Consider the following 12,877-nt stretch of genomic DNA (forward strand, 5'->3'; position numbering starts at 1 on the left):
CGTGACATAGCTAGTGTTGACCGCAGCGTGAGGACATATGCTGCTCTATATACATGGGTTTAACAGCTCTCCCCTGTCGGATAAAGGCAGGGTGACGGCACAATTTATCGCGCAACATCATCCAGGGTTACGCTTCTATCAACCACAACTGGCCACAGCGCCCGAGGTGGCGATGGCGGAGCTCTGTCTGCTGGTGGAAACACAAGTGCAGGCCGGCGAGCCTCTGGCTTACATAGGCTCGTCTCTCGGCGGTTATTATGCCAGCTATCTGGCCGAGCGCTACGGTGGCAGGGCAGCCCTAATCAACCCGGCGGTGAGACCCTTCGACTTGTTTGACGACTTCATCGGCATCCAATACAACCCCTATACCCGGGAGAGTTATCGGGTCTTGCCCGAGCATAAGCAACAGCTGGTACAATTCGATACTCAGGTTATACGTAATCCGGAGCGTTTTTTGGTATGCTTGCAAACCGGCGATGAGGTATTGGATTACAGAGCGGCGCTGCATAAGTATGCTTGCTGCCAACTGCATATCGAAGCCGGCGGCGACCACAGTTTTGTGGGGTATGAGCAACAGCTGCAGCGCATGAGTCAATTCCTATGCTTGCCTTGACAAACAGACATGTAGGGCCGCACCATGGCCTGAATAACAACCTATTGTGTGGACTATGACGAATCAATACACCTCCGACGCCATCGAGGTTCTCAATGGACTCGACCCAGTAAAACGCCGTCCAGGTATGTATACAGATACCACTCGCCCCAACCATCTTGGGCAAGAGGTCATAGATAACAGTGTCGATGAAGCGCTTGCCGGACACGCCACCCGAATCGACGTCGTCTTGCATACAGACAATTCGCTGGAAGTCACGGACGATGGCCGTGGCATGCCGGTGGATATTCACCCGGAGGAAGGCATTCCCGGGGTCGAGCTGATCCTCACCAAGCTGCATGCCGGCGGCAAATTTTCCAACAAGAACTATCAGTTCTCAGGTGGCCTGCATGGGGTCGGCATCTCTGTGGTGAACGCCCTGTCACGCCGGGTGGAAATTACCGTGCGCCGTGATGCTCAAGTCTATGATATGGCATTTGAAAATGGCTTTAAGGTCGAAGACTTGCACGTCACAGGCAACTGTGGCCGCCGTAACACAGGCACCAGAGTGCATTTCTGGCCGGACGCGAGTTATTTCGACTCGGCCAATTTCTCCCTCAGCAAGCTCATCTATCTGCTGCGTGCCAAGGCGGTGCTATGTCCGGGACTGAGGATCAAGTTTACCAATAAGCATACGGGTGAAGTGCAGGAATGGTTCTATGAGAGCGGCCTGACAGATTATTTGAAGGCCGCCATCAGCGATAGCCTGAGGTTGCCGGAAGAGCCTTTCGTCGGCAGTTTTCAGGGGCAGCTGGAGGCCGCAGATTGGGCCATCACCTGGCTACCCGAAGGGGGCGAAAGCCTGGCCGAAAGTTATGTCAACCTGATCCCCACGCCATTGGGCGGCACCCATGTAAACGGGTTTCGCCAGGGCTTGCTGGAGTCCATGCGCGAATTCTGCGAATTCCGCAACCTCATCCCCCGCGGCATCAAGCTGTCGCCCGAGGATATCTGGGACAGGGCGGCGTTCATCCTGTCGGTGAAGATGCAGGATCCCCAATTTGCCGGTCAAACCAAGGAGAAGCTCTCCAGCCGTCAATGTGCGGCCTTCGTTTCCGGCCTGGTGCGGGATGCCTTCTCCCTCTGGCTCAACTCCCACACAGATCTGGCCGAAGCGCTGGCGGAGATGTGCATCAACAATGCCCAGAAACGCCTCAAGGCGGCCAAGAAGGTCGCCCGCAAGAAGGTCACCTCTGGGCCGGCCTTGCCTGGCAAGTTGACCGATTGCAGTGGCCAGGACCCCATGCGCGGCGAGCTCTTCCTGGTGGAGGGTGACTCGGCGGGCGGCAGTGCCAAACAGGCCAGGGACCGTGAATTTCAGGCGATCATGCCGCTGCGGGGCAAGATACTCAATACCTGGGAAGTGGATGCTTCCCAGGTGCTGGCCTCCCAGGAGGTGCATGATATTTCGGTCGCCATAGGCTGCGATCCCGACAGCAACGACATTTCTGAGTTAAGATACGGTAAAATTTGCATTCTGGCCGATGCCGATTCGGACGGGCTGCATATCGCCACCCTCTTGTGTGCCTTATTCCTCAAGCATTACCGGGTGTTGGTCGAGTTGGGGCATGTGTATATCGCCATGCCGCCCCTGTTCCGTATCGATATCGGCAAGGAAGTGTTTTACGCCTTGGACGATGCGGAAAGATTGGGGATCCTGGACAGGATCGCCGCCGAGAATAAGAAAGGCAAGGTACAGGTCACCCGCTTCAAGGGCCTGGGTGAGATGAATCCACTGCAATTGAGAGAGACCACTATGGATCCCAATACCCGCAGGCTGGTGCAGCTCACTATCGATGATGCCGACGACACCTTGGCCTTGATGGATATGCTGCTCGCCAAGAAACGCTCCCCGGATCGCAAGACCTGGTTGGAGACCAAGGGCGATATGGCGTTACTTTAACCTTGTCCATTCTGCCGAGAACAATAATATTAAGGCATGCAAAGAATCATAATGTTGTCTATTAAAGCACTGAATTATATTAACTTACGTTGGCTTGGTTCGAGCGTTGCCCTGGCCCTCTTGGTGTCGGGGCAGGCCTATGCCGGTTATCAGTCGATAGTGATTACCGTCACCAAAGGTTTCGGCTTGACCCTGTACGCCTCCGAGCTGGGGGATGCCAAGGGCATGGCACTTGGCGACGAAGGTACCTTGTTTGTCGGTTCGGGCAAGAGCGGCAGCATCAATGCCCTGGTCGACAGCGATCAGGATGGCCGGGTCGACAAACGCTATCTCATCAGCGACGAGCTGACCTCTCCCGAGGCCATCGCCTTCCATGATGGCGATCTCTATGTGGCCATAGAAGATCGCATATTGCGCTATGTTGACATAGAGCAGCGGCTGCGTCGTCCCGGCAGGCCGAAAGAGATCTATAGCAAGTTGCCGGAAGAGAGCCGCAAAGGTACCCGGGCGATGCGCTTCGGCCCGGATGGCCGTCTCTATGTCGCCATCGGCGCCCCCTGTAATGTATGTGAATCGCCGGCCCCCTTCGGCAGCATCATAGCCATAGACGTAGACACGGGCGACAGCGAGCAGATAGCCACCGGGATACGTGATGTGACCGGGTTGGACTGGTCACCGGTTGACGGCAAGTTGTGGTTCGCCGATAAGGGCCGCGACTGGATGGGGGATAATTTACCGGCCGATGAGATCAACAGAGTCGACATCAAGGGTGCCCATTATGGCTTTCCCTATGTGCATGCCAAGGATGTGATAGAGCCGGCCTATGACAAGCCGAAGAATTTAAAGGTCACGGCGCCCATCTTCGAGCTGCCGGCCCATGTGGCCCCGACCGGGATGGCCTTCTACCGTGGCAAGCAATTTCCCGAGAAATATCACCAACAGTTGTTCGTCGCCGAAAATGGCTCATGGAATCGCTCCAGCAAGGTGGGTTATCAGATAGTCATGCTGGATGTGGCCGATAATCAGGTGCTTAGCCGTCACACTGTGGTGAGTTTTCTGGATGGCGAGTTTCCTGTCGCCCGGCCATACGCGGTCATTAACGCCCCGGGAGGTGCCATGTATATTTCGGACGATCTCAAGGGCAATGTGTATCGCCTCTATTACAAGGGGATAGAGCCGGCTGCCCCCCAGGAACAAGAACAGGAATCGACTAATGAGTGATGCGATAGAGTTAAGTCTGGATGGGGTAGAGCAGATGCCGCTGCGGCGCTTTACCGAAGAGGCTTATCTGAACTATTCCATGTATGTGATCATGGACAGGGCCCTGCCGCACATAGGCGACGGTCTCAAGCCGGTTCAGCGCCGCATTATTTATGCCATGAGTGAATTGGGCCTGTCGGCCCAGTCCAAACCCAAGAAATCGGCCCGTACCGTGGGGGACGTGCTGGGTAAGTACCATCCCCATGGCGACAGCGCCTGTTACGAAGCCATGGTGTTGATGGCGCAGCCCTTCTCTTACCGCTATCCCCTGGTGGACGGCCAGGGTAACTGGGGCGCGCCCGACGATCCCAAGTCCTTCGCCGCCATGCGTTACACAGAAGCCAAGTTGTCCAAGTTTTCCGAGGTCTTGTTGAGCGAGCTGGGGCAGGGCACGGTCGAATGGGGCGCCAACTTCGACGGCACCCTCAAAGAGCCCAAGGTGTTGCCGGCGCGGCTGCCGCACATATTGCTCAACGGCATCACAGGCATAGCCGTGGGCATGGCGACCGACATACCGCCCCATAACGTGCGCGAGCTGGTGGCCGCCTGTGTCGAGCTGCTGGATAATCCCAAGACGGAGCTGCCACGCCTGATGGAGCTGGTGCCGGCACCCGACTATCCGACCGAAGCCGAGATCATCACCCCGGCGAGCGACATAGCCAAGATTTACGAGACGGGGCGCGGCTCGCTGAAGATGCGCGCCGTGTACAGCCTGGACAACGGCGAGATCATCATCACAGCGCTGCCGCACCAGGCCGGCAGCGGCAAGATATTGGAACAGATAGCCGCCCAGATGCAGGCCAAGAAGCTGCCCATGGTGGCGGATCTGCGCGACGAATCGGATCACGAGAATCCCGTGCGTTTGGTGGTGGTGCCGCGTTCCAATCGCGTCGACTGTGAGCAACTGATGGCGCACCTGTTCGCCACCACAGATCTGGAGAAGAGTTTCAGGGTCAACCTCAATGTCCTCGGGCTCGATGGTCGCCCCAGGGTGAAGGGGCTCAAACAGCTGCTGACCGAGTGGCTGGAATTCAGGGTAGAGACGGTCAGACGCCGCCTGGAATTCCGTTTGGATAAGGTGCTCTCCAGGCTGCATATCCTCGAGGCGTTGATGGTCGCCTTCCTCAATATTGACGAAGTGATAGAGATCATACGTTTCCATGACGAGCCCAAGGCCGAGCTGATGGCGCGTTTTTCGCTGACGGACAAACAGGCCGAAGCGATACTCGAACTCAAGCTGCGCCATCTGGCGAAGCTGGAAGAGTTCAAGATCACCGCCGAGCAGGACGAACTGGAGGCCGAACGCCAGAAGCTCGAACTCTTGCTGGGTTCGGAGCGTCGTCTCAAGACGCTGATCAAGAAAGAATTGCTGCAGGATGGTGAGACCTTCGGTGACGACAGGCGCTCGCCAATAGTGCTGAGAAATGAATCCAAGGCGCTGAGCGAGCAAGAGTTGTTGCCGACCGAGGCCGTGACAGTAGTGCTGTCGGAGAAGGGCTGGGTACGTTGCGCCAAGGGCCACGATGTCGATGCCCAGGCGCTGTCTTACAAGGCGGGGGACCAGTTCCTCTGCAGTGCCATGGGCCGCAGCAACCAGGCGGCGTTGTTCATCGACTCCTCCGGGCGCGCCTTCGCCACCGACAGTCATACCTTGCCGTCGGCCCGCAGCCAGGGCGAGCCGATCACCACCCGCTTCAACATGGCCCCGGGTGAAACCATGCAGCATGTGTTGATGGGCGAGGACGAGCAATGCTTCCTGTTGGCCAGCGACGCCGGCTATGGTTTCATCTGCGCCTATGGCGACATGGTGTCACGCAACAAGGCGGGTAAGGCCCTCTTGAGTCTGCCGGCTAACGCCAGGTCCTTGCCTCCCAGGCTTATCGACAAGGCGAAGGCAACCTCCATCCTGGCGATCACCAACGAAGGCCGCATGCTGCTGTTTGCATTGGATGCCCTGCCGCAGTTATCCAAGGGTAAAGGCAATAAGGTCATAGGCATTCCCGGCGAACGCGCCAAGAGCCGGGAAGAGCTGCTGACTCACCTGCAACTGGTGCCGGCCGATACGTCTGTGACTCTGTGGGCGGGTAAGCGCAAGCTGACCCTCAAGCCCGGCGATCTCGAGCATTATCGCGGCGAACGTGGCCGCCGTGGTGCCAAGTTGCCGAGGGGACTGCAGCGGGTCGACAGTGTCGAGTTGGGGGATGGCGAGACCCAGAGCTGATTTGGGATTGCCTAGACATAAAAAATGCTGCCAATGGCAGCATTTTTTATGTCTATCGTGAGTGGCGCTATCGGCTTAGGTGTCTGTGCTCAGGCCACTTCGTAATAATTGGGTTCTATCTCGAGTTGGTTCTGGATGATCTGCGTCGCCATTCTGGCGCACTTGCCGCATTGGCTGGCGACCCCTAAACGCTTCTTCACGTCGGCCAATGATGCGTCGCCCTGGCCCACGGCCTGTTTGATCTGGCTATCGGTAATCGCATGGCAAAGGCAAACATACATAGGGTGACTCCAATCTCGTTTCGCGGCCGTCGCTTGGCCGCATCTGCTGTGTCGTGCTGTGGATCTCATGGGGCGACGCTGCGCTCTCCCTCGAATGGCGCCAAGTATAAATAAGAATACTTCTCAATACTAATAACCATTGGCTATAATTTAGCGTCCAATTTGCTGTTCGAGGAATAACCAAGGAGGGCCGAAAATCCAGGCTGGCCCTGAGATGGGCAGGCGTTGCTGCCTAAGTTGCTGAGGCATAATGTAAAGCGGCTCGGCTGCCTTTCAGCCCGGATAGCATCTCAATAGCCACGCTCGAAATCGACCCTATGGGCCAGCGGCTGGCCCGCCAGCAACTTGTGATAGTTGGCCGTGAAAATGTCCACTACCTGTTCGGGAAAACTGGGAGCGGCGATATGCGGGGTGATGGTGGCATTGGTGCGCTCCCAGATGGGGTGTTCGGCCGGCAGGGGTTCCTGATTGAAGACGTCCAGAATCGCCTGTTGCTCGGGATTGGCGGCCAGCTGCAGATTGAGGGCGTCGAGATCCAACACGTCGCCCCGCCCCAGGTTGAACAGTACGGCATCCGGCTTGAGCAACGCCAGCATAATGGCATTGAGGCGGCCACGGGTCTCTGGGGTGCTGGGCAACAGGCTGGCGATGGCATCGGCCTGGGGCAGGTATTGTGGCAGCGCGTCCAGGGTCGCTATCTCATCGAACTCGGGTACCTGGGTGGCACTGCGATTCAGCCCCACTACCCGCATGCCGAAGTGTTTGGCTGTCTGGGCTATATGCCTGGCAATGGAGCCTGTGCCGAGCAGGAGCAAGGTCTGGCCCTGGAGTGTCTTGTAACTGCCGGGCAGCCATTGCCTCAATTGCTGCTGCGACTTGTATCTCAGGTGTTCTCTCTGATGCGCCAACAGGTAGCCGAACAGGTACTCGCTCATCAACGGGCCGAAGATGCCGCGGATATTGGTCAGCTGGTAGTCGCGCCTCTGCCTGGGTTTAGTCAGGGCATCGACACCGGCGAAAGTGGATTGCAGCCAGCGCAAGTCTCTGGCATGGGCCAGCAGGGGGGCGGCGAGTGCGGGTTCGGCCAACCAGATGTCGGCTTCCTGGATGCTCAGGGGATCGTCCCCCAGCAGTGTCAGTCCGGGAAGTGGGCTGGCGGCCAGTAACTGGCGGTAACGGCTATTCTCCCGGGTTAACAAGAGTAACTTGTGTCTCATACTTTCTCCCCGTATCCTTGGCGTTATTTCTCAATCATATCGAGTATTTATGGATAGCATCCTAGGGTTTCTTTCCCGCATGGGGGCCATGCTGCACCCTTGGCTCAACGAGATAGCCACCGCCATGGTCGCCTGCCTGATAGTGGTCTTCGGCGCCGACATCAATAGATTGTTGCGCCGCAACCTGGCGGGGCGCTCCTTCACGCTGCGCACCCTGATCTTCGTGTTGGTCAATGCCTTCGGCTACGGCATGTTGATAGTGACCCTGAGCCCCTGGCTGGCGCGGAAACTGGCGCACATGCCATCCTCTTGGATGCTGCTGCTGGTGGTCGCCGCCTTCCTGTTTGTCGGTGCCTGGGCCCAACGCAACCGTCAGGTGTAATTGTCTATCTGGCCTATTCGAACCAGTGGCTGTAATCCTGGCCCTGCCTGTTTGCCCGGCTCTCGGCAAGTGCCTCGGCGGCGCGGTCCGGATAGTTGCTGAAGATGCCGTCGACCCCCAGCTGCTGCAGCGCCCTGATATCATCGCCATCGTCCACAGTATAGACGTAGACGCGCACGCCCCTGGCATGGGCATCCTCGATCAGGGCCCTGTCGATGAAGGCGATATCCAGGTGCAGTGAGAAGGCATTCAGCTGGCTGGCGATATTCGCCTTGTCCAGGGGGATGCCGGCAAGCAGGGGCGCCACCCTGGCATGGGGCAATGCCTGCTTGACCTGTTGCAGATAAGGATGATTGAAGGAGGAGATCAGCAGCTGCTCGGATCTATATCCCAGCTCGGTCAGCGCCTTGGGGTAGAGCGCCAGGAAGGGCGTGACTGTGTCTATGCCTTTCAATTCTATGTTGATGATGCAACGCCCCCCGACAAACTCCAACACTTGCCACAGGCTGGGAATAGGCTCGCCGCCCACTCTGATGCCGGCCAGCTCGGCCCGGCTCGTCAGGTGAATAAGCCCCTTGCCCGAACTCTTGCCTTCGAGCCGGCGGTCATGGAATACCATCAGCTCGCCGGCGACATTGTGGACATCCAGCTCGATCGCCTCGGCGCCCAGCGCCAATGCCTTTTCCATCGCGGCCAGGGTATTCTCCGGGGCGTAACCGCTGGCCCCCCTATGGGCAAATATCAGCATCTCATCATCCTGTTTCTGTTTGTCGTCAGCTTCTGATCAGGCTGGCGGTGTCTCTTTGCTGGCCGTTGTGAATATGGATTTCCATCTGTGGATAGGCCAGTTCCAGCTGGTTTTCCTTGAGCTTTCTGGTGATCCTCTTATGCAGATCGTGGCGCAGCGGCCAGCGCGACGCCATCTCCTTGGCATAGGCCCTGACCTCATAGTCCTGGGTGTGCTTGCCAAAGCCGGCAAACCAGACCTCGGGCTCAGGGGTCTGTAGGGCGTCCTGGCATTCACGCACCGCCTGATAGAGCGAGGCCTCGACCTTGGCGGGATCCGAATCCCGGGCCACAGAGACATAGACTATCACCCGGGTGATGGGATCCGACAGGGACCAGTTGATCAGCTGCTCAGTGATGAAGGCCTTGTTGGGGACTATGATCTCCTTCCTGTCCCAGTCTATGATGGTGGTGGCGCGGATTTGGATCTTGCTGACCGTCCCGGTGAGCTCGCGTATGGTGACTGTGTCGCCGATGCGCACCGGCTTCTCGAACAATATGATGAGACCCGAGATGAAGTTGGCGAAAATTTCCTGCAGGCCGAAACCTAAACCGACCGACAGGGCGGCGATCAGCCACTGGAGCTTGGACCATTCCATCCCCAGGGTCGAAAAGCCCACCAGCAGGCCGAAGAAGACCACCAGGTAGCGGCTGACCGTGGTGATGGCAAAGCCGGTTCCCGGGCTGAGATCCAATCTTTGCAAGAGTACCAGTTCCAGCAAGCCAGGCAGGTTGGTGGCTATCATCATGGAGAAGCCGACAATGACTATGGCAAACAGCAGAGACTTCAGGGTGATCGGCAGGGTCTGTTCCATGCCGTTGACCATGGCACTGCTGGTCCAGAGGCTGATGCCATCCAGGAAGGAAAACAGCGCCGTGTGGGTCTGAGTCCAGAGGCCGATCAGGCTGATGAGGAAGGCCAGCAGCAACAGGGAACGCACCAGGCCCAGGGACTGGCTGGAGATGGTGTCGAGATCGACCACAGGTTCCTCATAGCTGTCCGCCGTTTCGTTGATCCCGCCCTGAATCTCCCCCTTATCCCGCTGCGCCAGGCGTTCGGCCCGTTTCGCCTTGGCGCGATCGAAGGCGATGCGCCTGTGCTCTATCAGCATCCAGCGGCGGATCAGTTGATACAGCAGCAGGAAGCTCAATCCCAGCAGGAAAGAGAGCTGCAGTTGCAGCAACATCTGGAACGCGGTGAAGTAATAGCCGCGGATGGCCAGCACTGCGCTCACCAGGGGCACGAATATCAGGCCGCTCCACAACAGCTTCTGCAGCAGCTGTTTATTCTTGCCATCCTGTTGGGGTTCATTATGCTGCTTGGACAAGAGCAGCATGTCTTTATAGAGCAGGAATAACACCAGACAGAAGAGGATGAAGGCGCCGCGGCCTATGCTGTTGCGCACCAGGGATGCATCCAGCACTTCGGTGAAGCCCATCACCCAGATCAAGGGGCTGGCGACTATGACGAACTTCCTGAACCTGAGCTGCCCCAGCTGCAGCACCTCACGCGGCCATTTGAAGTGGCCCACCATCACGCCTTTCTCCGATGCCAGCAGCCGGGTAAGCCGGTGCAGCAGATAGATGAGGCCGATGGCGAGTGTGCCCATGCCGATAGCCTGGACCGAGTTGCGCTCCGAGGCGTATAGGATCAGGCCCGCCACTATGATGGGGAAGGGCTTGACCAGGGCGTAGCCGAAGGTCGCAGTCAATGCCTTGAAGGTATAGATGAACTTGTCCTGGGTCACGTTACCTACGCGGGTGGCGTACTCGTCCATGGCGGCATTGAATCCCGGACTCAACAGATCCTGGGCGACCAGACAGAGCACCAAGAGTATGATCCACCAGGACCAGTAGTTATTCTGTTCTGCCCAGGTTTGTTGCAGCTGCTGCCATTGACCTGGTTGCAGCAGCCAGAGACCGCTGCTGTGGACATCCGTCAGCCAGAGCTTGCTTATGCTGGCGGCATTGGGCACCCAGAATAAGTGTTCATTGAGGGTATTCTTCAGCGTTTGGTGCAGCTGGTTGAGTTGTTCGAAGTTAACTTTGAGTTTGGCCAGCTCGTTCAGATATTGATCGTAGCCCTGCAGCAGCTGCTCGATCAGCACTTGCTGGGAGGCGAGCAGTTTGAGCTGGAATTCGTTGAGCAGATTGCTCTGTTCATACCTCTGCTCGTTGATCGAGAGCTGTTGCTCCAGATGGTATCTGGCCAGCCTGGCGTCGGCTATGTCGGCCTGCAGTCCTTCCTGACTCGGGGGTTTGGGCAGGGACTGCAGCATCTGCAGGAAACGCTCGCCGAAGGCCGAGTTCATCTTCACCCAGGTGATCTGTTCCTGGATATTGGTCAGCTGCTGCGACTGGGATTGGTACTGTTTCTCCGTGTCTTCCTGCTGTTCTATGGCATTGCCTATCTGCAGCGTCAGGGTCTGAAGTTTCTGGCCATAGAGCTGGTTGGCATCGCTGAGTTGTTGGCTCAGGGGATCGGTGCCGGCTTCGCTGGGTTGCAGATTGTCAGCCAGGGTCGCCTCTGTCTGTTGCTGCCGTTTTTCACTCATGACCTTGTTGAGCGTCTCAATCTGAGTTTCTTGCTGGAGCAATTGCTGACGCAGCAGCTGTAGTTGCAGCTGTGCCAGCTCGATACGCTTCTGGCTGCTGGCCAGCTCGGCTTCGTCCGTCGCCAGACTCTGTTCATACAGTAATCGCTGCGCCTGCTGCACCTGACCCTTGGGGGTGTCTATCGGGGCCAACTCCGTCTTCTGATGTTGGGTCAGCGCCTGTCTGGCCTTGGAGATGACACCGGGCAGGTTGTTGTGGCGCTGCAGCAGCTCGGCGACTTGCTGACTCAGCTGGGCTTCACTCTCCTTGAGCTCCGACAGGCGAAAATGTGCCATGGAGACTTGTTGGTTGAGTTCCACTTCTTTGTCCAGCGGAAGCTGGGCCGCGGCCTGCTGCAACTGGGTCAGCAGCGCCTGCTTATGGTGCTCGAAATTCAGCTGGACTTGCTGATATTGGGTCGCCTTGCTCGCCAGGCTGTCTATGCCGAGTTTCAGCTCATCGAGTTGTTCGTTGGTGGTCGGCTTTTGCGGCTCGGTCTGGGGTTGCCCCCCCAAGCGATTGTTGAGCGAGAGAACTGGGCTGGCCACGGAAGCGAAGGAGAAAAAAAGAATAATAAACAGGAAAATACGCAGCATATAAGGTATGAGCTTCAGGACGGGAGACTGACCATCTTAGCCAACTTGGCCGCCAATTGGTATGTTTCTACAGGCTCTTTTTTTGCCTTTGGGTCCTGTGACTCTGATGGGTTTCCAACAGGGCCGTCACGACCACCAGAGTGCCGCCCAGCAGGGTGCGGCCATCGAGGGTTTCACCCAGCAGCACCAATGCCAGCATGGCGCCGTAGAAAGGTTGCAGGCAGGAGACCAGGCCAACCGTCTTGGCACTCAATTGCCTCAGTGCCGAGGTGAACAGGGCATGGGGCGCGGCGGTAAAGACAACCCCCAGCAACAAGATGAGCCACCAGGTCTGTTGCTGAATTTCGCCCGGCGTTACCTGGTGCCAGGGGGCGAGGAATAGCACGGCCACAGCTGTCTGGTAGAACATGGCTTGGGGGCCGCTGTAGGCAGAAAAATAACGCTTATGCAGCAAGTTGCGGGCGGTGAATAGCATGGCGGACAGGACCCCGAGCAGTATTCCCAGGGTGACATCGTTGCCCAGGCTGGCCTCGGGGATCAGCAGGCTCACGCCGGCGAGCACGGCAACACCACTGAGCAAGTCCCCGAGCCTAAGCCGGGTCCGGGTCAACATGGGTTCGAGCAGCACAGTCATCACCGGATAGCAGAAGAAGGAAATCATGCCTATGGCCACGGACGAGAGTTGCATGGAGGCGAAATAGGTCACCCAATGCAGGCTGACCAAGACCCCCAGCCCGATGGCTATGAGGTAATCCCGGCCGCTGCCGAGGGTGAGTCTATGGCGGCTGAACTTGACTATCGAGGCCAGCACCACGGCGGCAACGATGCAGCGCAGCAGGGTGATATCCAAGGCGCCAAGGGGAATGAGCTTGGAGAACAGGGCCGTGCCACCGAAGAGCAGCACCGCCAGGTGCAGTTCTATGAGACCCGCACCCGGCAACCCGGATGATGCCGGGGCGGGAGTCTTGGGTCCCGGCATTTGCG

10 protein-coding genes are annotated in these 12,877 nt (G+C 57.8%); 5 read left to right on the forward strand and 5 right to left on the reverse strand.

Annotated features, from left to right (window positions below; all coding sequences use genetic code 11):
• The first annotated feature begins 37 nt into the window (after positions 1-37).
• The 4 genes from HC757_RS08945 to parC are packed head-to-tail and all read left to right on the forward strand — an operon-like array spanning position 38 to position 6,036.
• Positions 38-613: a YqiA/YcfP family alpha/beta fold hydrolase gene (locus tag HC757_RS08945; RefSeq protein WP_169564005.1), complete on the forward strand. Its 576-nt coding sequence runs from the start codon at positions 38-40 to the stop codon at positions 611-613.
• A 55-nt stretch (positions 614-668) separates the two neighbouring features.
• Positions 669-2,555, forward strand: a complete 1,887-nt coding sequence (gene parE, locus HC757_RS08950) for a DNA topoisomerase IV subunit B (protein WP_169564006.1) — start codon at positions 669-671, stop codon at positions 2,553-2,555.
• Between the two features lie 51 nt (positions 2,556-2,606).
• Entirely contained in the window at positions 2,607-3,776 is a 1,170-nt protein-coding gene (locus tag HC757_RS08955) for a PQQ-dependent sugar dehydrogenase (protein WP_169564007.1), read from the forward strand.
• A complete protein-coding gene (parC, locus tag HC757_RS08960; protein WP_169564008.1) occupies positions 3,769-6,036 on the forward strand; it encodes a DNA topoisomerase IV subunit A in 2,268 nt (755 codons plus the stop codon). Before HC757_RS08955 ends, parC begins: the two co-directional genes overlap by 8 nt.
• An 89-nt stretch (positions 6,037-6,125) precedes the next feature.
• Here parC and HC757_RS08965 read toward each other — a convergent pair whose 3' ends face one another.
• Together HC757_RS08965 and HC757_RS08970 are read right to left on the reverse strand one after the other, a co-directional pair.
• A complete protein-coding gene (locus tag HC757_RS08965) occupies positions 6,126-6,317 on the reverse strand; it encodes a bacterioferritin-associated ferredoxin (RefSeq protein ID WP_169564009.1) in 192 nt (63 codons plus the stop codon).
• A 290-nt stretch (positions 6,318-6,607) separates the two neighbouring features.
• Positions 6,608-7,534, reverse strand: coding sequence for a D-2-hydroxyacid dehydrogenase (locus HC757_RS08970; protein WP_169564010.1), 927 nt, complete (start codon positions 7,532-7,534; stop codon positions 6,608-6,610).
• A gap of 49 nt (positions 7,535-7,583) precedes the next feature.
• Here HC757_RS08970 and HC757_RS08975 point away from each other — a divergent pair, with 49 nt between their 5' ends.
• Complete coding sequence (locus tag HC757_RS08975) at positions 7,584-7,916, forward strand: DUF3392 domain-containing protein (RefSeq protein WP_169564011.1); 333 nt, start codon at positions 7,584-7,586, stop codon at positions 7,914-7,916.
• Positions 7,917-7,929: 13 nt separating this feature from the next.
• Here the strand turns inward: HC757_RS08975 and HC757_RS08980 are convergent, their stop codons facing one another.
• The 3 genes from HC757_RS08980 to HC757_RS08990 all read right to left on the reverse strand — a co-directional run bounded on the left by HC757_RS08980 (position 7,930) and on the right by HC757_RS08990 (position 12,872).
• Positions 7,930-8,664 carry a glycerophosphodiester phosphodiesterase gene (locus HC757_RS08980; protein ID WP_169564012.1) on the reverse strand — a complete coding sequence of 245 codons (735 nt, stop codon included), beginning with the start codon at positions 8,662-8,664 and terminating at the stop codon, positions 7,930-7,932.
• A 25-nt stretch (positions 8,665-8,689) separates the two neighbouring features.
• Entirely contained in the window at positions 8,690-11,893 is a 3,204-nt protein-coding gene (locus HC757_RS08985) for a mechanosensitive ion channel domain-containing protein (RefSeq protein ID WP_169564013.1), read from the reverse strand.
• Positions 11,894-11,960: 67 nt separating this feature from the next.
• Positions 11,961-12,872, reverse strand: coding sequence for a DMT family transporter (locus HC757_RS08990; protein ID WP_169564014.1), 912 nt, complete (start codon positions 12,870-12,872; stop codon positions 11,961-11,963).
• Positions 12,873-12,877 lie beyond the last annotated feature (5 nt).

The sequence above is a fragment of the Shewanella salipaludis genome, from assembly GCF_012911865.1.
Lineage (GTDB): Bacteria > Pseudomonadota > Gammaproteobacteria > Enterobacterales > Shewanellaceae > Shewanella > Shewanella salipaludis.